The 22441-nt window shown below is 65.8% G+C and carries 26 protein-coding genes; 20 read left to right on the top strand and 6 right to left on the bottom strand.

Annotated elements, in window-relative coordinates:
* Positions 1–296: 296 nt before the first annotated feature.
* From ACWEVR_RS08315 to ACWEVR_RS08305, 3 genes are all read right to left on the bottom strand, one after another.
* Complete coding sequence (locus tag ACWEVR_RS08315) at positions 297–719, bottom strand: hypothetical protein (RefSeq protein ID WP_452466336.1); 423 nt, start codon at positions 717–719, stop codon at positions 297–299.
* Positions 720–849: 130 nt separating this feature from the next.
* A complete protein-coding gene (locus ACWEVR_RS08310; protein WP_452466335.1) occupies positions 850–3336 on the bottom strand; it encodes a WXG100 family type VII secretion target in 2487 nt (828 codons plus the stop codon).
* Entirely contained in the window at positions 3320–3637 is a 318-nt protein-coding gene (locus ACWEVR_RS08305; protein WP_452466334.1) for a hypothetical protein, read from the bottom strand. Before ACWEVR_RS08305 ends, ACWEVR_RS08310 begins: the two co-directional genes overlap by 17 nt.
* 400 nt (positions 3638–4037) lie before the next feature.
* Here ACWEVR_RS08305 and ACWEVR_RS08300 point away from each other — a divergent pair, with 400 nt between their 5' ends.
* The 8 genes from ACWEVR_RS08300 (at position 4038) to ACWEVR_RS08265 (ending at position 9130) form a co-directional block, all read left to right on the top strand.
* Complete coding sequence (locus ACWEVR_RS08300) at positions 4038–4394, top strand: hypothetical protein (RefSeq protein WP_452466333.1); 357 nt, start codon at positions 4038–4040, stop codon at positions 4392–4394.
* A gap of 7 nt (positions 4395–4401) precedes the next feature.
* Positions 4402–5022, top strand: a complete 621-nt coding sequence (locus ACWEVR_RS08295) for a DUF3558 domain-containing protein (RefSeq protein ID WP_452466332.1) — start codon at positions 4402–4404, stop codon at positions 5020–5022.
* Positions 5023–5024: 2 nt separating this feature from the next.
* Positions 5025–6374, top strand: a complete 1350-nt coding sequence (locus ACWEVR_RS08290; protein ID WP_452466331.1) for a hypothetical protein — start codon at positions 5025–5027, stop codon at positions 6372–6374.
* Positions 6371–7075 (top strand): ESX secretion-associated protein EspG, encoded by a 705-nt coding sequence (locus ACWEVR_RS08285; protein WP_452466330.1) that lies wholly within the window; start codon positions 6371–6373, stop codon positions 7073–7075. The genes ACWEVR_RS08290 and ACWEVR_RS08285 overlap by 4 nt, the downstream gene beginning before the upstream one ends.
* A gap of 186 nt (positions 7076–7261) precedes the next feature.
* Complete coding sequence (locus ACWEVR_RS08280; protein WP_452466329.1) at positions 7262–7609, top strand: DoxX family protein; 348 nt, start codon at positions 7262–7264, stop codon at positions 7607–7609.
* 18 nt (positions 7610–7627) lie between these two features.
* Positions 7628–8380 (top strand): class I SAM-dependent methyltransferase, encoded by a 753-nt coding sequence (locus ACWEVR_RS08275; protein WP_452466328.1) that lies wholly within the window; start codon positions 7628–7630, stop codon positions 8378–8380.
* A gap of 103 nt (positions 8381–8483) precedes the next feature.
* On the top strand, positions 8484–8738 hold the full coding sequence (locus ACWEVR_RS08270) for a type II toxin-antitoxin system Phd/YefM family antitoxin (protein ID WP_452466327.1): 255 nt from the start codon (positions 8484–8486) through the stop codon (positions 8736–8738).
* Entirely contained in the window at positions 8732–9130 is a 399-nt protein-coding gene (locus ACWEVR_RS08265) for a PIN domain-containing protein (protein WP_452466326.1), read from the top strand. Before ACWEVR_RS08270 ends, ACWEVR_RS08265 begins: the two co-directional genes overlap by 7 nt.
* 99 nt (positions 9131–9229) lie before the next feature.
* Here the strand turns inward: ACWEVR_RS08265 and ACWEVR_RS08260 are convergent, their stop codons facing one another.
* Positions 9230–9913 carry an NADPH-dependent F420 reductase gene (locus ACWEVR_RS08260; RefSeq protein ID WP_452466324.1) on the bottom strand — a complete coding sequence of 228 codons (684 nt, stop codon included), beginning with the start codon at positions 9911–9913 and terminating at the stop codon, positions 9230–9232.
* A 105-nt stretch (positions 9914–10018) separates the two neighbouring features.
* Here ACWEVR_RS08260 and ACWEVR_RS08255 point away from each other — a divergent pair, with 105 nt between their 5' ends.
* From ACWEVR_RS08255 to ACWEVR_RS08245, 3 genes are all read left to right on the top strand, one after another.
* Positions 10019–10393, top strand: a complete 375-nt coding sequence (locus ACWEVR_RS08255; protein ID WP_452466323.1) for a winged helix-turn-helix transcriptional regulator — start codon at positions 10019–10021, stop codon at positions 10391–10393.
* A 131-nt stretch (positions 10394–10524) separates the two neighbouring features.
* Positions 10525–11763, top strand: coding sequence for a sensor histidine kinase (locus ACWEVR_RS08250; protein WP_452466322.1), 1239 nt, complete (start codon positions 10525–10527; stop codon positions 11761–11763).
* Positions 11760–12449: a response regulator transcription factor gene (locus tag ACWEVR_RS08245; RefSeq protein WP_067484899.1), complete on the top strand. Its 690-nt coding sequence runs from the start codon at positions 11760–11762 to the stop codon at positions 12447–12449. The genes ACWEVR_RS08250 and ACWEVR_RS08245 overlap by 4 nt, the downstream gene beginning before the upstream one ends.
* A 198-nt stretch (positions 12450–12647) precedes the next feature.
* Here the strand turns inward: ACWEVR_RS08245 and ACWEVR_RS08240 are convergent, their stop codons facing one another.
* Together ACWEVR_RS08240 and ACWEVR_RS08235 are read right to left on the bottom strand one after the other, a co-directional pair.
* Entirely contained in the window at positions 12648–12977 is a 330-nt protein-coding gene (locus ACWEVR_RS08240) for a hypothetical protein (protein ID WP_067641916.1), read from the bottom strand.
* Positions 12978–13041: 64 nt separating this feature from the next.
* A complete protein-coding gene (locus ACWEVR_RS08235; RefSeq protein WP_245655449.1) occupies positions 13042–13905 on the bottom strand; it encodes a hypothetical protein in 864 nt (287 codons plus the stop codon).
* Between the two features lie 66 nt (positions 13906–13971).
* On the opposite strand from ACWEVR_RS08235, the gene ACWEVR_RS08230 reads away from it, so the two are divergent.
* The 9 genes from ACWEVR_RS08230 to ACWEVR_RS08190 all read left to right on the top strand — a co-directional run bounded on the left by ACWEVR_RS08230 (position 13972) and on the right by ACWEVR_RS08190 (position 22373).
* Entirely contained in the window at positions 13972–14958 is a 987-nt protein-coding gene (locus ACWEVR_RS08230; RefSeq protein WP_225278498.1) for a Ppx/GppA phosphatase family protein, read from the top strand.
* Positions 14948–16672 carry a hypothetical protein gene (locus ACWEVR_RS08225; protein ID WP_452466321.1) on the top strand — a complete coding sequence of 575 codons (1725 nt, stop codon included), beginning with the start codon at positions 14948–14950 and terminating at the stop codon, positions 16670–16672. The genes ACWEVR_RS08230 and ACWEVR_RS08225 overlap by 11 nt, the downstream gene beginning before the upstream one ends.
* 31 nt (positions 16673–16703) lie before the next feature.
* Positions 16704–17561, top strand: a complete 858-nt coding sequence (locus ACWEVR_RS08220) for a sugar phosphate isomerase/epimerase family protein (RefSeq protein ID WP_067485853.1) — start codon at positions 16704–16706, stop codon at positions 17559–17561.
* Between the two features lie 81 nt (positions 17562–17642).
* Complete coding sequence (locus tag ACWEVR_RS08215; RefSeq protein WP_452466320.1) at positions 17643–18506, top strand: thioesterase family protein; 864 nt, start codon at positions 17643–17645, stop codon at positions 18504–18506.
* Positions 18507–18540: 34 nt separating this feature from the next.
* On the top strand, positions 18541–19359 hold the full coding sequence (proC, locus tag ACWEVR_RS08210) for a pyrroline-5-carboxylate reductase (RefSeq protein WP_452466319.1): 819 nt from the start codon (positions 18541–18543) through the stop codon (positions 19357–19359).
* Between the two features lie 144 nt (positions 19360–19503).
* Positions 19504–19785 (top strand): helix-turn-helix domain-containing protein, encoded by a 282-nt coding sequence (locus tag ACWEVR_RS08205; protein ID WP_371851926.1) that lies wholly within the window; start codon positions 19504–19506, stop codon positions 19783–19785.
* Positions 19786–19986: 201 nt separating this feature from the next.
* On the top strand, positions 19987–20088 hold the full coding sequence (locus tag ACWEVR_RS08200; RefSeq protein WP_003402602.1) for a 30S ribosomal protein bS22: 102 nt from the start codon (positions 19987–19989) through the stop codon (positions 20086–20088).
* A 186-nt stretch (positions 20089–20274) separates the two neighbouring features.
* Positions 20275–21360 carry an NAD-dependent epimerase/dehydratase family protein gene (locus ACWEVR_RS08195; protein ID WP_067641913.1) on the top strand — a complete coding sequence of 362 codons (1086 nt, stop codon included), beginning with the start codon at positions 20275–20277 and terminating at the stop codon, positions 21358–21360.
* Positions 21357–22373 (top strand): lysophospholipid acyltransferase family protein, encoded by a 1017-nt coding sequence (locus ACWEVR_RS08190; protein WP_452466318.1) that lies wholly within the window; start codon positions 21357–21359, stop codon positions 22371–22373. The genes ACWEVR_RS08195 and ACWEVR_RS08190 overlap by 4 nt, the downstream gene beginning before the upstream one ends.
* Positions 22374–22441 lie beyond the last annotated feature (68 nt).

The raw sequence follows: 22441 nt of genomic DNA, 5'->3' as shown, positions 1-22441 counted from the left end.
AGGAGACGCCGAGCCGGTTGCATGTAGGATTCCATCCCACGGTGCGAACAGGCTTCGACTGTTTCGTACCCAGGCCGTTCGGTGAGTTGGCGCTCGCCGGGCGGCCGTTCTTGTTGGTGTGACGCTACACACTCCCGCCGCCATGAGCAAATGGCGAATTTCCGCCCTGCCCAGGGGATTCCGTGCCTCCTGCGGCATTGGCAACCAAGCGGACGCCGAGGTCTGCACCGATTGGGAGCCTCGCTTGTGGAGACCTTGAATACCGTTCGCCGGTCATGAACCGGCGTCCGATTCCATTATCGGCGAGGAAGGCTGTTCATGATCTCGTTCGCGAGCTCGATGGCCTTGTTCTCCGTGACCCGACTCGATTCTTCCAAGGTTCCCTGGGGGAACCAATAGCGTACCTCGATGAGGACCTTTCGATCCTTGTACGGAACCAGGACATCGCAGATCGGTTTACCGTGGATAGCGTTGGTTGCGACACATCCTACTGTGCTGTCGTAGCCGGAGACAGCGGCTGGTTTGAAGATCTGGTAGCCATCCATCAACTGATTTCCTGGTAGCCAGTCATCGCTAACGCCGACAACAAGTGCGAATCCGAATTGGTCGGGCTCGGTGGTGTAGGAACAGCCCAATGAATCGCCAACTGGCTCCGGGAGGTAAATTCTGTTTTGCATATCAAAGTATTTGGGCTCTGTTAGACCATGGCGCTCGCGCATGTCCGCCGATATTCGGCAAGGGTCGAAAGTCTGATTCGGATCAGGTTGCGTCTGTGGTCGCCCGCAGGAGGAACTCCCGATGCAGGCGGCCAACACGGCGGCTATGAGCCCGGCCCGGCCTATGAAAGCCTTACTGCACATTCTTCCCTGCCAAATAGTTCTTGAGTCCGGTAGGTGTGTCGATAAGGCCCGGAATAATCGTAGTTTTGTAGCCATTCATGTATTCGGTCGAATAGTCCAAGACATGATTGTTCTGTAGGACTTCATTCACTGCTATATTGGGTTTTTCTCCAGTGAGCTGACTCGATTCAATCACCCGTCCGTTGCTATCAAGAAGTTGAGTTGTAACATCGTTCACTGTAACGCTGGCCGGAAGCTGGCCTCGCTCGTTGAGCTCCTCGAGGAAGATCTGCCGGATTCCAAGGTTAGAGCTGGACTGGAGGTCGGTCACGCTGGGTGGCACAAAGCCTTCGGGCTTGGGTGCTGGGTTGATCTTCTCCATCAACGAGCTATAGCCCTCGTCTTTCAGGACGCTGAATACTTCATTCGCTACCGGGGCGCCCGGAACGCGGTTCGGCACTTCAATATTGTCGAGAGTCATCGATTTTATGATCTCGCCAGCCTTTTCGCGATTATCATAGATCTCGGTTTGCTTGTTGTTGTGTTCGCTGATGTTGTTTTCGTCTTGGTAGGTCAGTGCATTGTTGATCGCAGTGGTGAACCGGCCGTCCAAACTTCCCAGGTTTGCGCCGTTTACCTCCAGCCAGGCTCCTGGGTTATCGCCGCCATTGCTGAAAGCTTTGTCGATCATCTCAGTCTGGTATTCCTGCCGCGCTACTTCGAGCATCAGTCGCCCGCCCTCGGACTGGCTCGACAGAAACAGTAGCCGATCTGCGTCTTTCCCGCTCAAGACGGCGTCCCCGTCATTGGCGGCCAGGCTATTAGGGTCGTTGCGCACCAGGGTCTCCGCGGCGGTTGGGTCAATATACGATGGAATGTTGTTTGCCATAATGTTCGCCAGAGAGTCCGACAGCTGTGGATTTGTATTGAACGCTGAGGTGCTCTTTTCAAATACTGAGGTGTCGCCTTCCATCTTCAGTGGCGGGCGGTCGGATTCTGAAAGGTCGTGGTTTGGTGTGCCTTCGGGTGCAAAATAGTCGGGTAGCTCGGCGAGTGTTTGGCGTGCACGGATGCCCTCTTCGCCCTGTTTGCTGGTGTCTTCCGCGATCCAATCCATAAGGCCGCTTGCAGCTTTGCCGTCGTCGGGCCACTCGTGCCGGAACATGGTGTTGCGGAACTCTTCGGCGTTGAACGGGCGGTCGTTCTTGTATTCGGATCCGATGTCCGGCGATGCGGGCATGTCGTTGCCGGTCAGCAGCGAGTAGCTGACATCGTCGTTGCGGGTAGCGACCTCGAGGAAGTGCTGTGCGCCTTGTTCCATGTCTTCTTTAGCGCTGTCGGTAAAGCCGGGCGGCATTTGCCCATTCATGTTCTTGTCGACATTTTCGAGGTAGGCGACCATGCTCTCGCTCTGCCTGCCGAGTTCGACCCCAAGTTGCTTTCCTGGTTGCATGCCGGGGTCGGACTGGCCGAGAAGTTCGCCGAACTGGCTGAGGTCCTCGTATCGACCCGCCAGCTGATTGTAGCCGTTGTCGTAAACGCTGTTGAAGTCTTCGGAGCGGCCGGAGATGAGATTTTGCAGGTCGGGTGGCAGGTTCGAATACGAACCCTTGGAACCGTTGCTCGTCCCCACCTTCTCGTTGGTCATCGCCAGCATGGTGTTCGCGAGGTTGTTCCGTTGCGCCGCAGCGGTTGTGTCACCGGCGTTCTCTCGTGCCAGCAGTTGCTCGTTGAGCCCGAGGATGCCGTCTTTGCCTGCCGCTTGGAAGAACGTCTTGTAGTAGTCCTGGGTGCTCTGCGGGAGGGTTGTGACCTCGTTGCCTGCGGCCAACTGATCGATCTCGAACTGAGTGAGGGCTGGTTGGGGCATCTGGGCGAGGATTTCGTCGATCTTCGCTTTGTCGCCGGTCTTGACTGCTTCGGCGAGCTCGTTGCCGTCGTCCTGGCCGAAGCGTCCGGCCTGAGTATCGGCCGCGCTGACATCCAGGCTCGACCCCAGCAAGTCGCCGGCCGACCGAATCTCGGTGGCCTGCCCGGAGATGGCCTGGACGGCTTTGGTGACGGAGTCTTCGAATGGGTAGAGCGCGTTGTTGATCAAGGTTTGGTGATCATTCCGCACGTCTTCTTCGACGCTGGAGTTCTCCATCACCTTCCACACATCGTCGACCGTCAGCCCCAGGGCTTGCGCGTCAGCGACTTTGTTCAGGAGCGTGGTGCGGTGTGACGCGACGTTGTCCACGCTCGTGTTCACCGCAGTGACCAGCTCATCGACCTCCAATGCCAACTTCTGAACTTGGCCGTGGTCTTCGGCGACGCGGTCGTACGCCGCCAGGTACGCGGCGCCCGACCAACTGCTCTGTATGTCGCGCATATGAGTCATGGTGGTGTCGGCGCACACCATCAAGGAACCGCGGGCCGCCGCCAGTTGCGTCGCCCAGGTCTTGACGGCTTCGAGGTTCCATTTCTCGACCGCTGAGCGCTTATGCACTGCGCACATCCAGCTCGTTGAGCTTGCGGCCGAATTCCTCGTCGCTCATCTGCAAGTTGTCGGCGCACTGTGTGCACAACGTCGACACCTGGCGGTACCGATCAGCTGCTCGCAGAAACGCACCCTCCACCGCCAGGGCTGCCTGAGCGGCGGCCTCGGGGATCAAGAATGTCGCATCGTTGGTGCCTTCGGGCAGTGCCGCGTCCAGCAAGCTCGCGCCGTGCCTGACGTCGAGCGCATCGATTGCGTCACCCGCATTGCTCAGCTTCACAGCTAGCGCACGGATCTGGTCGATATCAGCCTCGAGCATGGTTCTCCATGAGGGTGATGGTCGTCTGGCTCGGTGGTTTCGGGCGTCGACCTGGCGGATCGACTTTCTGGTTCCGGCTCGCGCCTGATCTGCTGTCCGGCGCGGAGGCTATCAGTGGGGAGTGAAGCCATCGGGGTGGTCACGGCGGGATCCACCGAAGGTCGTGCGGGACAGCGTTGAAGGGTGCGCCTCGGGTGCTGGTTCGGTTGTACACACACTGTTGGACGCTCGTCGGTGCTGTTCGGTTCCATCCTGGTACCCGATACCGGGTTCCACTCCTCGTCGCAGCATCTCGGCGTCGGTCAACTCACAGCTCACGGGCTCGGTTTCGGTGCCTTCCGCGCCGAAGTTCGAGTGGCGTTAGACTGCGTGCTGACTAGCGGACATGGGGGAGGGCTCAGTGGCTATCGGAGGGGATGCTGCGGCGCAGTTGTGGGACGCTTCGTCGTCGGGGCAGTTGCGGATGGAGCCGGATGCTGCTCGGGAGGTGGCTCAGGCGTACCTGCGGTTTGCGGTGATGTGCGATGGGTGGTCTGATGCCGCCCTGCGATTGGAGAAGATCAGCGGCTTCGGGGGGTTGAAATCGTCGCTGGACCTGCAACAAGGGTTTGCAGGTAAGGCGATGGCGGCCAAACAAGTGCTTGAGCAGATGGCTTTGGCGGCGAGGGGCATGGCTGATGGATACCTACAGGCCGCCGGCATCTTGGCCGAGGCAGACGAGCTAGGTGCTGCGGCGGTGCGCGCAATTGGAAACTAGGACGGATATGAAACCCGGATTCGTTATTGCTGGTGCCCTGCTGGCGGTAGCAGTGGCGGCATGCGGAACATCGACAGAACCTGGCGCCCCCGCGTCGTCTGCGGCCGACGTCCCTACGCAGGCGGCTAGACCGACTTTGGCTGATCCGAAGTTGCAGCCGCCGTCACAGGACAACCAGTACACCCGATCGGCCGGGCGGCCAAGGGTGGTGTTCGATCCGTGTACATGGATCGGCGACACCGAGGTCGAGTCGATGGGGTTCGAGCCGGGGTCGCGGAAGCGTGGAGACGATCTGGTGGCCGAATACACCTTCTTGACCTGCGATTTTCGTACTGCGGATCATACGGCGTCGCTCGGCGTGGACTCGGGCAATATCACTTGGGAGGAGAACCTCCACAAGAATGGGGAATGGCTGGAGCCGACGACCGTCAACGGTCGCCAGGCAGGGTTGGTCGACGGCGAGCCTGGCAGCGAGAACGACTGCAGTGTGCACCTGCTGACAAAGGCTGGTGTGGTATTCGTTCGGAAGCACAGGCTCAGCCTCGGTCAAAGACAGAACCTCGATCCCTGCACCAACATCATGGAAATCGCTTCGGTAGTGGAGAAATCCATCGGTAAGGAGAACTGAGCATGGCGGACGGGGGAGGCGGTACGCCAGATCAGTACATTTCGGAGCTGACAGGGTTGCCGCTCGAGCAATCGGTGAGCGGGCTGCGGCAGCAACAGGGCGCTGAGAAGCAGCAGCAGTCGATGAGTCATGGGGGGACCGACCCGAAGTACATCACGGACTTCGAAGTGTTCGAAGGTCTTTCGCACCAGGACATCTATGACGCGGTGCAGAAGATGCAGCCGGGAGTGATGCAGCAATTCGGCGACAAGTGGGTCGAGATGTTCACAGAGATCTCGGGCGCGGTAACGGGATTGATGATTCAGACGGCGCGGGCGACCTCGAGTCTGGATGGCGCGTTCGCTGCGGCGGGGGAGGCGGCGGGACGGCGTTTCATCACTGAGGTCACGGACGTGTACACGGTTCTGTCGGTGGTCGGTCACCGGGTGAAGGCTGCCGCCTACGGTGCGGAGGCGGTGAAAATTGCTGTGCCCGAACCGGTTTCGTCCTCCGACTCGCCTGTGGATGTGGGCACATCGATGCCTGCGAACGTAACAGAACTCGTCCTTCCCGACACGGGGGCCGCGGTGGCGCGGGAGAAGGAAGACCGCCGCCTGCAGGCGATCGCGGCGATGAATTCGACCTACAAACCGACCTATGGTCCGGCCGGTGAATCCGTGCCCGCCTTCGTTGCGCCGAGCCAGCCGGGCGACGGAACCGGTGATCCTGGTTCCGGTGGGGGCGGATCGAACAATGGTGGTGCCGGTGGCGGCGGCACCGGCCCGGGTGATGCGGGCGACACCGCGACCACCGAGGACCCGAACCAGTCCGGTACGACCACGGACGACGAAACATCCAGTGCCGGTACGGATGACGACGACAGCAGCGGTACCGACGACTCGCAGGGGCAGAACAGCACCACCAATCCGGCGAGTACTGATCCGTCCTCGACCACGCCCTCCGCGACGACTCCTGGCGCTGGTTCGCCGGGTACCGGATCGCCGGGCGGTAGTTCACCTGGTGGTGGTTCGCCAGGAGGTGGGTCACCGGGCGGTTCGACGCCCGGTAGCGGCACACCGACACCGGGTGGTGCCTTGGCTGGTCGCGGCCCGGTGGTTGCCGGCCAAAACCCCGGCGCCGCGGGTTCTTCGGGCTCGGCGGGATCGAGCGGACGCGGGATGAGCCCGGGCATGATGGGCGCGCCAGGCGCGCGTGGTGGCGGCAAGGACGACAAGGACGAGCACAAGGCGCCCGACTACCTGCGGGGTGTGCAACCCGAACTGCTGGGTGACGAGCAGCATGCGGTGCCCCAGGCCATCGGGGCCGACGCCCCGGCGACCCGTCTGCCGGAGCGGGAGTCCGGAAACGCATGAGCTGGATGTTCACCCCCGACGAATTCGCGCATGTGTGGTTGCGGGAGACGGGCGACGATCGTTATCCGTTCCCGCTCACCGTGTACTCGGCTGCCGCGACGGAAAGTGAGTACGAGAAGCTTGCCGCGGCTGCTGTGCAACACTGGCCCGTCGGTGCTGATCTGGACCTGAGCGCGGTTCTCCGGCACGCCTCGCGGCCCGAGACGGCACTGGCGCTCTTCAGCGAAACCGGTCCACGCCTGCGCGCCTATGGTGCGCGGACCGGGGATCGAGGGGTGGTGATCCGCCAATACGAGGATCACAGCGTCGAGGTGTTCTCCGGAAGTGCGGGTCTGGTCAACCGCGCCTTCGCCGCCTTCCTCGGCGACCAGCCCGCTGGACAGGTCGGCCACCTGGTCGAGGATGTGGACCGGCTGGCCACCCATTTCGAATCCTGGCAGCGCCCACCGGATTCCGTCGCCGCCCGCATGCATCGGCTCACGGAGGCGAAACGGGCGGCCGGAGGCCGAATCGAGATCAGAACCGGATTGCAGTCCAGCCGACCGGGTCCCACCTCCTACCTCACCTGGCTCGACGTGTCCGGCGACGGCCGCTACCTCTCTTACCGCCGGTACCAGGACCTGCACATCGAACCGGCCGGCAAGCAGCGTGTGATCGATGCGATCGAGGCTGCTGCCACGATCGGCGCGCATACCGGTTGAGTCAGGGCGCGAATATCGTCGGCCGCGCTCGCCTGTCGGATCCGGACCGTCGCGCGGACCAGACGCTGTGACGGAGCGACCGCGACTGTGCATCTTGCCTGCGCTGTGGTGATGTCACACTGTCTGTGGCTGCATCGTCGACTCTGTGAACGCCGCGAAAAGCGCGGCAGGGCAAGGAGTTGAGCCATGGAAACCGCCTACGTCATCGTCACTGTTTTTGCCGCGCTCTGGGTCGGGTTCTCGGCGTTCTCGTTGTTGCGGCGGGCGCCTTTCGTTGTGGATCCGCTGGTTGATTACGGGGTGCCGGAGAGCTGGTGGACGCCGCTGGGGGTCGCGAAGGCGGCCGGGGCGGTCGGGTTGTTGGTGGGGCTGTGGGTGCCGATGGTCGGGGTGGCTGCGGCCGTGGGGCTGATTCTCTACTTCACCGGTGCGGTGGCGACGGTGTTGCGGGCGCGGTCTTACAAAACGGTGGCATTCCCGGTGTTGTATCTGGTGCCTGTCGCGGTGGCGTTGGGGCTCGGGTTCGCGGCCTGACCTGGCAGGGTGAGGAGTATGCGGACGTTCGAGGAGCTGATCGAGGAAGCGGATTCGGTATCGGTGGCCGGTTGGGACTTCTCCTGGCTCGACGGTCGGGCAAGCGAGGAACGTCCGTCGTGGGGGTATCAGCGGTTGCTCGGTGCTCGGCTGCCGACGGTGACCGCGGCGCTGGATATCCAGACCGGCGGTGGGGAAGTGCTGGCCGGGGTGGACCGGTTTCCACCTACCATGGTCGCCACCGAATCGTGGCCGCCGAACGTCGCCGCGGCCACCGCACTGCTCCACCCGCGGGGCGTCGTCGTTGTCGCCACACCGGACGAGCCGCCACTTCCGTTCGCCGACAACGCCTTCGATCTGGTCACGGCCCGGCATCCGGCCACCGTGTGGTGGGACGAGATCGCCCGCGTGCTGCGCCCCGGCGGCACCTACCTGGCTCAGCACGTGGGCCCCGCGAGCGTGTTCGAACTGGTCGAATACTTCCTCGGGCCGCAACCGCAGGCCCGCCGGGCGCGCCATCCCGACGACGAAGCCGCCGCCGCCCGCGCTGCCGGACTGCGGATCGTCGACCAGCGCACCGAACATCTGCGCATGGAATTCGACGACATCGGTGCCATCGTCTACTTCCTGCGCAAAGTGATCTGGATGGTCCCCGGATTCACGGTCGATGCCTACCGCGACCGGCTGCGCGAGCTGCACGAACAGATCCGGCGTGAAGGACCCTTCATCGCACACTCCAGCCGGACCCTGATCGAGGTGACCAAACCCTGACACCGATTTGCGAGATCAGTCGGCGATGGCTGCGGTCAGAGGAAGAAGACCGGCCAGAATTCTTTGCAGACTAGTGCTGTAGCAGAAGTGCTACGCTTGTAGCATGACCTCCATTCCCGCGCGCGACCTGCGTAATCACACCGCGGAGATACTTCGTCGCGTGGAAACGGGCGAGGAGTTCGACATTCTCCGGGACAACCGGCCGGTCGCCAAGATCATCCCGTTTCCGACCCGACGCCAGTGGATTCCGGCTGCGGAGATCCTCGAAGAACTGAAACGGCTGGGTCCGGACACCACCGGGCTCGCGGCCGAGTTGCGGGAGTCGCTCACCGAAACCACGGACGACCTGCCGTGGTAGCGCCGGCTCGTCGCGCCCTGGCTGATACGTCGGTTTTCATCGGACTCGAGTCGCATTGTTTCGAGCCGAGTTCGTTCGAGGACTTCGTGTGGGGAGTGTCGGTTGTGACGCTCGGTGAATTGCGGCTCGGTGTGCTGAATGCGAGTGGGCCTGAAGCCGCGTCGCGTCGGCTCTCGACTTATCAGCTCGCGCAACGATTCGAACCGATCGCAATCGATAATGGGGTAGCCGAAGCCTGGGCGCTGCTCGTCTCTCGACTACGGGCCGCCGGGCGCAAGGTTCCGATCAACGACAGCTGGATCGCCGCCACAGCGATAGCGAACCGAATTCCTCTCGTCACTCAGGACAACGACTACGCCGCGATGCCAGACCTCGAAGTGATCAAGCTCTGACGGGCGCGCCCACCCATGCTCACGGAAATCCGCTGAGGCTTGCTGAGCGAGGAAGTGGCATCGTCATCACCGAGTGGTGTCGATGTCCATCGCCGTTCGTCAATCGGTGACGGCGAAAGCGGCAGTCAGCGGAGGTAAGGCGGCGCGGGCGTCCAGTCCGGTGAACCAGAGACCGACCGTGAAGACCGCCGTTGCCTCGAGGTACCTGGCGCGATGTAGACCCCCTGCGGGGAATGGTTGCAGCGCAAGGTCTTCCGCCAGATCGGCAACGATTCGCATCGCTGTCTCGTCGTCGCCGCAGAACGGGACTGCCAGCCGAACACCGTCGAAGACGCGGTCCTCGCCCGCCCACACCTCGGCGGCGAGCAGATTGAAGGCCTTGACCACTCGGGCACGCGTGGCGCGGGACGCGATCCGTTCGGCTACCGCCGGCTCGCCGAGGACGAAGGCGGTCGCGCCGTCGGGCGCCGACTCGTCGGGCTGGAACGCATTCGTGCAATCGATGACGACACGGTCGGCCAACCGCTCGCCGTGCTCGTCGAGCAGTTCGGTCAGCGCGGCTACCGGTACCGCGAGCAACACCACCTCCGCGAAGTCGATCGCCTCGGCGATCGTGGCCGAACCGACCCGGTGTCCGGTTGGTGCGCCGGCGTCGATGATGTCGGCGAGGTCGCGTGCCGAACGTGCCGAGCGGGCGCCGATGAGCAACTCGTGGCCGACACGGGCCCAGCCACCGCCGAGCGCGGCCGCCATCGACCCTGCCCCGATGATTCCGATTCGCATGACAACTCCCGTAATCCGTCGGTGCCCGAGCGGCACCTGTCCAACAGACGCTAGGGATTGCGACAGGCACCTCCGGGTGCCTCACGACGCTGCCAAACTGGACACATGACTGAGCCGATCCGATTCGCTCCCTACGGCGAATTCGAGGCCGACTGCCCGGCCAGGCTCGGCGTCGATCTGTTCGGCAACCGGTGGTTGCCTGTGGTGGTGTACATGCTCAGGGATGGTCCGCAACGTCACAGCGAACTTCTCGCGGGCATCGGCGGCATCAGTCAGAAGATGCTGACGCAGACTCTGCGGCGGATGGAGCGGATGATGCTCGTACGCAGGCGTCGGTACGCCGAAGCGCCGCCTCGGGTGGAATACGAACTCACCGGATCCGGTCGCGATCTGCTCGTCCCGATTCATGCGCTCGGTGCATGGGTCGACGCGCACGGGGCCGAGGTGAGCGCCGCGCTGTACGGCGCAACCGACGTCTGACACGCCCGGCGGCGCACTGGGTGCCCGCTGGGTGAACGGCGGACGAACACCACCCCAAGTGCCCGTGACCTGCGCGAAACTTCACCCCACCCCGCGCCGGGAAGTCGGTGTGCACTCGTACGATCAATAATGTGAGCGTTCCGCAGGCCGTGCTGTTGGCAGTCCTCGCGGCTGTCGTCGGACTGGCAGTCGGGGGCCTGCTGATCCCCTACGTCAATGCCAGGCAGGCGGCACGGACCCAGGAGGACACCGGGCTCACCATGTCGCAGGTGCTCGACCTCATCGTGCTCGCCTCCGAGAGCGGCATCGCCGTGGTCGACGAATACCGCGACGTGGTGCTGGTGAACCCGCGCGCCGAGGAACTCGGCCTGGTCCGCAACCGGCTCCTCGACGAACGCGCCTGGTCGGCGGTCGAGAAGGTCCTCGCCACCGGTGAATCCGCCGAGTTCGACCTCACCGCGAAGAACCCGTTACCCGGGCGCGGCCGCATCGCGGTGCGCGGCATCGCACGCAAACTCTCGCGCGAGGAGACCAGTCTCGTCGTGCTGTTCGCCGACGACGACTCCGAACAGGCGCGCATGGAGGCGACCAGGCGCGATTTCGTCGCCAATGTCAGCCACGAGCTCAAGACGCCGGTCGGTGCGATGAGCCTGCTCGCAGAGGCCATGCTCGAATCCGCCGACGACCCCGACGCGGTACGGCACTTCGGTTCCCGCGTGCTCGCCGAATCCCGGCGCCTCGGGAAGATGGTCACCGAACTGATCGCGCTGTCGCGGTTGCAGGGGGCGGAGAAACTGCCCGACCTGGCCGTTGTCGACGTCGACACCGTGGTGCAGCAGGCCGTCGACCGCTCGCGCACCGCCGCCGAAGCCGCGGGCATCACCGTCAGCACCGACCGGCCGAGCGGGCTGGAAGTGCTCGGTGACGAAACGCTGCTGGTCACCGCGCTGTCGAACCTGGTGGAGAACGCCATCGCGTACTCGCCGCAGGGTTCGCACGTGTCGGTGAGCCGGTCGCTGCGCGGCGATCACGTCGCGATGGCCGTCACCGACCGTGGCATCGGCATCGCGAAAGAAGACCAGGAACGGGTGTTCGAGCGGTTCTTCCGCTCCGACAAGGCCCGCTCCCGCTCGACCGGCGGTACCGGGCTCGGCCTGGCCATCGTCAAACACGTGGCGGCCAATCACAACGGTGAGATCACCCTGTGGAGCAAACTGGGCACCGGCTCGACGTTCACCCTGCGCATCCCCGCCCATCTGGAAACCGATGGGGACGAGGACGCGGGGCAGACGCCCGAGCTCGCCACGAGAGAAACCATCGCCCAGCGCAATCCCGCTGGACGAACGAACGGTGTGGAGGCACGCAGATGACGAGTGTGTTGATCGTCGAAGACGAGGAGTCGCTGGCCGATCCGCTGGCGTTCCTGCTGCGCAAGGAAGGCTTCGACGTCACCATCGCCGGTGACGGGCCATCCGCGCTGGCCGAATTCGACCGCTCCGGCGCCGATATCGTCCTGCTCGACCTCATGCTCCCCGGCATGAGCGGCACCGACGTGTGCAAACAGCTGCGGACCCGCAGCGGCGTGCCGGTCATCATGGTGACCGCGCGTGACAGCGAGATCGACAAGGTGGTCGGGCTCGAGCTCGGCGCCGACGACTACGTCACCAAGCCGTACTCGGCGCGCGAGCTCATCGCCCGCATTCGCGCCGTGCTGCGGCGTGGGGCGGGCGACGAGCTCGATTCCGGCAGTGAGAACGGCGTGCTCGAGGCCGGGCCGGTGCGGATGGATGTGGACCGGCACACGGTGCACGTCAACGGCGGGCAGGTCACGCTGCCGCTCAAGGAGTTCGACCTCCTCGAATACCTGCTGCGCAACTCGGGCCGCGTGCTGACCCGTGGGCAGCTGATCGACCGGGTGTGGGGTGCGGACTACGTGGGGGACACGAAGACCCTCGACGTCCACGTGAAGCGGCTGCGCTCGAAGATCGAAGCCGATCCCGCCAAGCCGGAGCATCTGGTGACCGTGCGCGGATTGGGCTACAAGCTCGAGGCTTGATTCCCTGGCGAACCGCCTTCAGTCCGCCATGACCGCACTCCCGGCCCCGCACGGCCCCATAGGGGCCGCGCTCGAGCGCGCCAGCGCTCCAACAAACACAGCCCAATACCTTTGTCGTGCACAAAACACCGAGGTGGTGCCGCATGGCCGGGAGCCCGGTAGCTCAGCGAACTGAGCCGAGCCCCGGGCGCCGCAGTCTCAGATGGCGCTCCACACGACGCCGAGCGGGGTGTCCATCTTCTTCAAGGGAACCCAGCCGTAGGCGTCTTCCTGCATGCAGTCGTAGATCTCCACGTCGGCGCCGTTGCCGCGGCAAGCGATGGTGGTCGAGGTGCCCTGGGTGCTGGCGATGATGTACTTGCCGTTCTTCGCCGCGTCGATGGCCGCGGGGTCGGTGTAGCTCACGAAGCTCGACGTGAAGTCGGCGTACTTGGTCGGGTCACCGTTGGGCTCGGCGTGGGCGAGGCCGGTCATCGACAGGGTGGCGCCGATCGTCAGGGTCGCGAGGTAGAGCGCTTTCTTGGACATGAGCAGCGATCCAACCCGACCTCGATGACGCGGCGATTGCGGGCAGGTGAACCGGACCCCCGGCTCAGGCGGGATGCGTGCCGTGGAGGCGTTCGGCTTCCACCGTGGCGGGGTGCACGGCGATCAGGCCGAGGCCCTCGCGGCGGCGGCACAGCTTGGCCAGTTCCTCATAGGCGGGGGCGCCGAGAAGTTCGCGCAGTTCGGGGGCGTAGGACTGCCAGACCGGTTTCGCGCCGACGTGGGCGTCGGGGGAGCCGGTGCAGTACCAGTCGAGATCGAGGCCGCCGGGACCCCAGCCGCGGCGGTCGTACTCGGTGACGACGGTGCGCAGGATCTGCTCGCCGTCGGGGCGCTCCACCCAGTCCTGGGTGCGCCGGATCGGCAGCTGCCAGCACACGTCCGGCTTCATCTCGAGCGGTTCGATGCCCTTGCGCACGGCCATGATGTGCAGTGCGCAGCCTGCGCCCGCGGCGAAACCGGGGCGGTTGAGGAAGATGCAGGCACCGTCGAAGCGGCGGGTGCGCAGGGCGGGTTCGTCCTCGAGTTCGTCGAGCTCGAGGTAACCCTTCTTGACGACTTTGCCCTTCTCGGTGGCCTCGCCCATCAGCTGCCAGTCCTGTGGTGTGAGCTGTTTCACAGCACTCGCGAGGCGCTTGCGGTCGTCCTTGTCGGCGAGGAACGCGCCGTGCGAACAGCACCCGTCGTCGGGACGATCGGCGATGATCCCCTGGCAGGCGGGGGTGCCGAACACGCAGGACCAGCGCGACAGCAGCCAGGTGAGGTCGGCGACGATCTGGTGCTCGTCGTTTGCTGGGTCGGTGAACTCGATCCACTCGCGCGGGAAATCCAGCTCGACTTCCGGGGCCGGATCGATCTTCCGCCCAGGTCGGAGCCCGGTCTGCGCGATGGGGCCTTCGCCTTCGGTCACAAGTTCTGACGCTAACAGTTCAGTCGCCTGTCCTGTACTCCCGGATCACCAAGTACCGTATTCGGAGTGCGGCTAGGTGTTCTCGATGTCGGAAGCAATACCGTTCACCTGCTGGTGGTGGACGCGCATCGTGGTGGACACCCGATGCCCATGAGCTCCTCGAAGGCGGCCTTGCGCCTGTCGGAGAACATGGACGGCGACGGTCGGATCACCGAGGCGGGCGAGGCGCGGCTCATCACGACCATCGCCGAATTCGCCGATCTTGCCCGCAAGGCCAAGTGCGTGGAACTGATGCCGTTCGCCACATCCGCCCTGCGTGAGGCCACCAATTCCGAGGAAGTGCTCACCCGGGTGCGGGCTAGCACGGGGGTCGATCTGCGGGTGCTTTCCGGCGAGGACGAGGCGCGGCTGACGTTCCTCGCGGTGCGCCGCTGGTTCGGGTGGAGCGCCGGGCGCATCCTCAACCTCGACATCGGCGGCGGCTCGCTCGAGATGTCCAACGGCGGCGACGAGGAGCCCGATGTGGCGCTGTCGCTGCAGCTCGGCGCGGGCAGGTTGACCAGGGAGTGGTTACGCGACGATCCGCCGGGCAAGCGCAAGATCGCGGTCCTGCGTGACTGGCTGGAGGCCGAACTCGTCGTCCCGTCCAAAACCCTGATCGAAGCGGGGAAACCCGACCTCGCCGTCGGCACGTCGAAGACGTTCCGATCGCTGGCCAGGCTCACGGGGGCGGCACCCTCGGCCGCGGGCCCGCGGGTGCGCCGTACACTGACCAGCTCCGGTCTGCGCCAGCTGATCGCGTTCATCTCCCGGATGACCGCCTCGGATCGTGCGGAACTGGAAGGTGTGAGTTCGGACCGGTCCCAGCAATTGGTGGCCGGGGCTTTGGTCGCGGAGGCGAGTATGCGGGCGTTATCGCTCGACAGCATCGAGATCTGCCCTTGGGCGCTGCGCGAAGGGCTGATCCTGCGCAAACTCGATACCGAACCCAACGGGGGTGGCCCGGTGGCGATGCCGCCGGTGGAACCGGTAGGGAGACAGCATGAGTGGTGAGGATTCCAAACAGCTCTCGGTAGCCGAACTGCTCGCGCGCAACGGTGCGCAGGGCGGGTCGCCGCCGTCCTCCGGTGGCGGCAGGCGGCGCCGCAGCGGTCGTGGGGTCTCGGTCACCGACCTGACCGGTGAGAACGCGGTGGTCCGGACGGGTGGCCGCTCACACGCCGCGCCCACCGAGACACCGCCCGAACCACCCAGCTACGAACCACCCAGCTACGAACCGCCGAGCTACGATCCGCCCGCGAGCCAACAGCCCGCGCCGTATCCGCCGCCCGGCCCCGCCGAACCGGCGTACTCACCGATCTCCGGCCCGATCACCCGCCTCGATCCGACCGCGGACCCCCTCGCGCCCACCGCGTCCCGGTCCGGCTCCGATCCGTTCGGCCCCTTCCGCGCCGAAGCCCGCGACACGCGCCAGAACGGCAGGCTCGGTGTGCCCGGCGGGACGACGCAACCCGTCGACCCCGGTATCGCCGAGCTGTTCGGTTCCGGTGCGTTGCCCGCCGTCGGCGGTGGCCGTCGCCGCAAGGCCGACGACGAACCCGAGTACCCGGCACCCGCACCACCCGCACCGCCGGTCACCGGTGGCCGGGCGGCGCGTCGCCGTGCCGCCGAGGCCGCGGAGGAAGCCGCCGAACCGCCCGCCGCGAGCGGGTACGCGGCCTCGCTGCACGAGTCGGGGATCGACGCGCCCCGCGCGTTCATGGGTCGTCCCGGCCAGACCCCCGGATTCAACGCCTTCCCGGATCTCGGATTCGAGAACCACCCGAGCGTCGAGCCGACGCCCTATGAACCGCCCGCCTACGAGCCGCAGGCTTTCAACGGCAGGGACAGCGGGTATCCGGCGCCGAACGGTTACCCCCAGCCGACGCAGGCCTACAGCCCCGCACCCGAGGCCCCCGCCGATCCGCGCCCGTCGCTCGAGCGCAGGCGTGATGCGGGCAAGGGTGGCGGTCTGCCGTCGTGGTCGGCCCGCAGGCATCGCCCCGCGCAGGATCCGGCGCCCGAAAGCGCCGGTGTCCCGACGGCGGCGTGGTCGCCGATCAGCCAGGAACAGCCGCTGCTCGCCGGTGACTCGGTGGCCGCCGATCTGCTGCGCCAGCGCGCCGAGATCGACGCCACCGCCGACGCGCGCACCGAGGTGTATCGCCTCGGCGGCGTCGAACCGGCGACCGACGACTACGCCGAATCCGACTACACCGACCGCGATTACGCCGACAACGACTACTCCGACACCGACTACGGCGACTACGACGAGTACGAGGACGACGACTACGAGCCCGAGCCGAAACCGAGCCGGGCGAGCAGGCGGGCCGCGACCAAGGCCGCCGCGGCCAAGGTGGCGGGCCGCGCGAGATCCCGTGCCAAGAGCCGGGTCGCGTCGTCACGCAACCGGTCGGCGGCGGGTGGCCGGATCTCCCGGTTCACGGCCAAGGCGCCCGCCGACGATCATCGCCGCGAGTGGATGATGCTCGGCGCGCAGAGCGCCGGTGCGGCCGTTGCGGGCATGTTGCTGTTCAAGGGTTTCGAGACGATGTGGGAGACGCTGCCCTGGGTGGCGCTCGCCCTCGCGATGGTGGTGATCCTCGGTCTGGTCGCGCTGGTTCGGGTGCTGCGCCGCACCGACGACATCTTCAGCACGGTGATCGCCGTCGTCGTCGGCGTCTTCGTGACGCTCGGACCGCTAGCCTTCCTCCTCAGTACCAGCTGAATACAGGGAGTGGGCCGTGGGGAACATCGAGATCGGGCTGTCGACGGCGTCGGTTTATCCGGAGAACACCCAGGCGGCGTTCCGCTATGCCGCCGAATTGGGTTACGACGGAATCGAATTGATGGTGTGGGCCGAACCGGCCAGCCAGAACATCGACACCGTGCAGTCCTATGCCAAGCGCTACGGCGTCCGGGTGCTCGCGGTGCACGCGCCGTGTCTGCTGATCTCCCAACGGGTCTGGGGCGCGGACCCCGTGGCGAAGCTGGAACGCAGTGTGCGCGCGGCCGAGGCGCTCGGTGCCGACACCGTGGTCGTGCATCCGCCGTTTCGCTGGCAGCGCCGCTACGCCAGGGGTTTCGCCGAGCAGGTCGGTGAACTCGAGGCGCACCACCCGGTGAAGGTGGCGGTGGAGAACATGTTCCCGATGCGGGCCGACACCCTGTTCCGTGAGGGCGCGGTGCGCAGGCTGGAACGTCGCGCGGGGCCAGGGCGCGCGGTGAGCGCGTTCAGTCCGTCCTACGACCCGACCGATACCGGTTTCGACCACTACACCCTCGACCTGTCGCACACCGCGACGGCGGGAACCGACGCGCTCGAGCTGGCCCGGCGGATGGGCGAGGGCCTGGTGCACCTGCATCTGGCCGACGGGCGCGGCGCCGCCCACGACGAGCACCTGGTCCCCGGTGACGGCACCCAGCCGTGCGCGCAACTGTGTGAATACCTGGTGGACACGGGCTTTCGCGGCCACGCCGTCGCCGAGATCAATACCCAGAACGCGCGGACCACGGCCGCCCGTTCGGCCCTGCTGGCGCGCACCCTCGAATTCGCGCGCCGTCACCTCACGGGCGCAACGCCCGACCCGCAACCCCGCCACGCCGACCTGCCGTAATCATCGCGGCGAACTCGGGAATATGCCGAGCGGCACCATGCTTGTACGCTGTACGAAAGTGCACCGCGACCAGGAGTGACGATGACGCGAGAACTCGCGACCGACGCGCCGTTCAGTCAGGTCGTCGACCTGACCGAGCTCACCACTACCGATGCCGAAACCGGCCGCTACGCCGGTGTCATCGAGCCCACCTGGACCATCGGCCCCAAGGTGCACGGCGGCACCATGGTGGCCGCCAGCGCCGCCGCGGCGACCCGATGGCTCACCGAGGCCGACGCCTCCTACGCCCGCATGGCGCCCATCGCGGCCAGCTCCGACTTCCTCGGCGCCCCCGATCCGGGCAAGGTCGAGTACGCGGTGCACATCCGCAAGAAGGGCCGCCAGATCTGCCTGGTCGACGCCGAACTGATCCAGAACGACCGCACCCTGGTGCGCACCGCGTTCACCTTCGGCCACCTCGACGCCACCGCCACCCGCTGGAGTGGCCCCGACACCGACATGCCGGCCGAACCCACCGACACCGCGCTCCGGTACACCCCGGACTCGCCGATGGGCAAGATCGTGCACGTCAGCCAGGGCGCGCACGTCCTGCTCGATCCCACCTGGGGCGAATTCCTGCGCGGTGAGACCGGCGATCCCCGGCTGCGACTGTGGATCCGCCCCTTCGACGGCGACGAAGCCGACCCCCTGGTCCGCGCCGCCTTCGCGATGATGGCCGCCGACATGAGCCCGCCGGTGCCGATGAACCTCGGCCACTTCGGCTGGTCGCCGACGGTCCAGATGACCACCTACCTGCGTCGCGTCCCGGCGCCCGGCTGGCTGCGTGTCATCGCCACCTCCCGTGAAGTGGGCGAGCGCATGTTCGACGAGGACCAACTGGTCCTCGACTCCACCGGTGCGGTGGTCGCCCAGAGCCGCCAACTGGCGCTGATCCCCGCCAAGTAACAATCCCGGCCGCCCCACCACTAACCTTGGCCGCATGACGAGAATTGCTGTTGTCGGTGGTGGGCGGATCGGTGAGGCGCTGGTCGCCGGATTGCTGGAAGCCGGTCGGGCGCCCAAGGATCTGGTCGTCGTCGAGACCCTCGCGCCACGGGCCGCGCAGCTCGCCGAGCGGTTCAAGGTGCGGGTCACCGGGTCGACCGCCGACGCCGTCGTCGGCGCCGACATCGTCGTCATCGCGGTGAAGCCGAACGTGGTCGACTCGGTACTCGCCGACCTGTCCAAGGCCGACCTCGACACCGGCCGCGAGCAGGTACTCGTCTCGCTGGCCGCGGGCATCACCACCGGTCACCTGGAGTCGAAGCTACCGGCCGGCTTCGCCGTGGTGCGGGTCATGTCCAACACCCCGATGCTGGTCGGTCAGGGCATGTCCGTGCTGTCGCCCGGCCGCTATGCCGATGCCGAACAGCTCGAGGTGGTCGGTGAGATGCTCGAGGCCGTCGGCAAGGTCGTGACGGTGCCGGAGACGCAGATGGACGCCGTCACCGCCGTCTCCGGGTCGGGTCCGGCGTATTTCTTCCTCGTCGTCGAGGCCATGATCGACGCCGGTGTCGGCCTCGGCCTCACCCGCGAAGTCGCCACCGAACTGGTCGTGCAGACCATGATCGGCTCGGCCGCTCTCATCGATGAGAGCGGGCAGAACGCCGTCGATCTGCGCGCGGCGGTCACCTCGCCCGGCGGCACGACGGCCGCGGCCTTGCGCGAACTCGAACGCGGCGCGATTCGGTCGACCTTCATCGAGGCATTGCAGGCCGCCAAGCGTCGATCCGTGGAACAGGGCGCGTCCAGCGAATGACACGCGGACGCCCGGCGCGATAACCGATTTCTCACACCCGTCGCAGTAATCCCACTGGCACCGCTAAGCTCGTAGAAGCACGTGCGTGTCTGTTCCGCCGGTGGGGAAGCCGGCGGCGCGGACGTGCCGGAGGTCAATGGTGCCATGATGTCTGCGAACAGAATGTCCAGTAATTCACCGGCGTCCGGCGGTGGATCGGGGTCACCCGCTCCACGAGTCGGTGCCACTCCGCAACCGGTGATCGGCGGTGGCACACAGTTTCTCACCGTCGCCGAAGTCGCCGATCTCATGCGGGTGTCGAAGATGACGGTGTACCGGCTCGTGCACTCGGGCGAACTGCCCGCGGTGCGGGTCGGACGCTCGTTCCGGGTGCACGCGAAGGCGGTGCACGACTACCTGGAGACGTCGTACTTCGACGCCGGATGAGCTGAAACCCGCGGCGGCAGCCGCCAAGGGTACTGCGGTTTCGTCGCTGCTTCGGTGTCCCGGTAGCATGGACAATCGGTTCGTGTCCGCCTGCCGGTGGCACCGCTTCGTGGTGTCCGGTGCGCCCCGGCGGCGCGGGCACCAGACGACGCACGCGACACCGCGTGTGCATGCCGAGTAGAGAGAACGCGAGGAAACCCTATGGGTTCTGTGATCAAGAAGCGCCGCAAGCGTATGTCGAAGAAGAAGCACCGCAAGCTGCTTCGCCGCACACGTGTTCAGCGGCGCAAACTCGGCAAGTAAGCCTGCGTGCCCGCGAGAGCCCGTCACCTTTCGAGGTGACGGGCTCTCGCTGTGAAATGACCCGGTTTGTAAATCTCGCTGTGCGATAACGGGTCGTCCTCGTTAAAAGCTGGTAGATCGTGTCGGCGGGTGGCGCGAATGCGGCTACTCTGGTACGCGGAAATCATGAGAAGCAGGGGGCTTTGAGTGGGGTCAGGTCAGGGTTCCGATACGCGGGAACGCCACGAACCGAAAGTCGTGCTGGTCACCGGTGCCAGCCGCTACTTCGGTAGCCGGATCGCGTCCCGATTCGCCGCCGATCCCGGTGTCGAACGGGTCATCGCGGTGGACACCATGCCCCCCGGTCGCGAGGTGCGCCGTCGCCTGGGCCGTACCGAATTCGTCCGCGCCGACATCAGGAATCCACTGATCCGCAAGGTCGTCGAGAACAACAACGTCGATACCGTCGTCCACGCGGCCCTGCTCACCCGCCCGCCGGCGCGCGGCGGTCGCGCGGTGATGAAAGACCTGAATGTGCTCGGGTCGATGCAACTGCTCGCGGTGTGCCAGAAGGCGCAATCGGTGCGTCGCGTCGTCGTGCGTTCGTCGTCGGCCGTGTACGGCTGCAGCGCCAAGGACCCGGCGAAATTCACCGAGGAAATGAGTGCGCGTACGCCACCGGCCGGCTGGTTCGCCCGCGACATGATCGATATCGAGGCGCTCGTGCGCGCGATGGCGCGGCGCAGGCCCGATATGTCGGCGTCGATTCTGCGGCTCGCCCCTATCGTCGGTCCCCGGCTGGCCGACAGCGGCGTGCAATACCTGCGGTCGCCGATCACCCCGACCGTGCTCGGGCGCGAAGCCCGGATGCAGTTGCTGCACGAAGAGGACGCGGTGGCGGTACTCGTACACGCCGCCTCCCGCGCCCACGGTGGCACCGTCAATGTGGCCGGAGACGGCGCGCTGGCGATGTCGCAGGCCATCCGCCGGGCCGGGCGCATCGCCGCCCCGGTACCCCTCTTTGTTTTCCGCACCGTCGGCCGGAGCCTGATGGGCCCGGTCATGCGCGGTTTCAGCGGGGAACAACCCGACTACTTCTACTTCGGTTGCGGTCTCGACACCACCCGCATGCGAACCGAACTCGGCTTCACCCCGCGCTGGACGACGGTCCAGGCATTCGACGACTTCATCGCGGGCGCAGCGTTGCGGCCCGTCTTCGATCCGGCATGGATCGACGCCGCGGAACACAAACTGCTCGGCCTCATCGGGGCCGGTTCAGGAGCACACACATGAACGAAGGAGCGAAAGTCATTCGTCTCGACGTGAATGTCGAGACCCGGCACCGGCCGTCGTCCCGGCGTAAACCGGACGTTCCGGTCCAACCCACCCCCGTCACCGCCTTGAGCGATCACCGGCCGGGCATGCCGACCCGGCCGCCGAAGTCGCTGTCGGAGACACTGCGTGACGCTCTCGGCAAGCAGATCGAGAGCACCGCGGAATTCGCGCGGCGCAGGCTCACCGGTGACTACCAGATCGACGAATTCGGCTACGACAAGCACCTGCTGGAATCAGTGATCCTGCCCGCGCTGCGGCCGCTGTCGGATTACTGGTTCCGGGTCGAGGCGTCCGGCATCGAGAACATTCCCGCCACCGGCGGCGCGCTGCTGGTCGCCAACCACGCTGGCACGGTTCCGCTCGACGGGCTCATGCTGCAGCTGGCCGTGCACGACAAGCATCCGGCCCACCGCGCGCTGCGCCTGCTGGCGGCCGACCTGGTGTTCGAGCTGCCCGTCTTCGGTGCGCTCGCCCGCAAGGCCGGGCACACCCTCGCCTGCCACCCCGATGCCGAACGGCTGCTGCGCTCCGGGCACATCGCCGGGGTGTTCCCCGAGGGCTTCAAGGGTGTCGGCAAGAACTACGCCGACCGGTACAAGCTGCAGCGCTTCGGTCGCGGTGGATTCGTGTCGGCGGCGGTGCGCACCGGTGTGCCGATCATCCCGGTGTCGATCGTCGGCTCGGAGGAGATCTACCCGAAGCTGGCCGACATCAAGCCGCTGGCCCGTCTCCTCGGCCTGCCGTACTTCCCGGTGACCCCGCTGTTCCCGCACCTCGGCCTGCTCGGCGCGATCCCCGTCCCGTCGAAGTGGTACATCGAGTTCGGCGAGCCGATCGCGACCACGGCGTTCGAACCGGAGGAAGCCGACGATCCGATGACCATGTTCGACGTCACCGACCAGGTGCGCGAGACCATCCAGCAAACGCTGTACAAGCTCCTGGCGAAACGCCGCAACCCGGTCCTCGGGTAGCAAGGGTCCTCGGGTAGCAAGTGAGTACATGGGTAACTCACCGGGGACGGGCCGACCAAACGGCCACC

Source organism: Nocardia sp. NPDC003979, from assembly GCF_053605015.1.
Note: the sequence above shows the minus strand (reverse complement) of the source record. Positions and strands in the feature narration are given on the sequence as shown.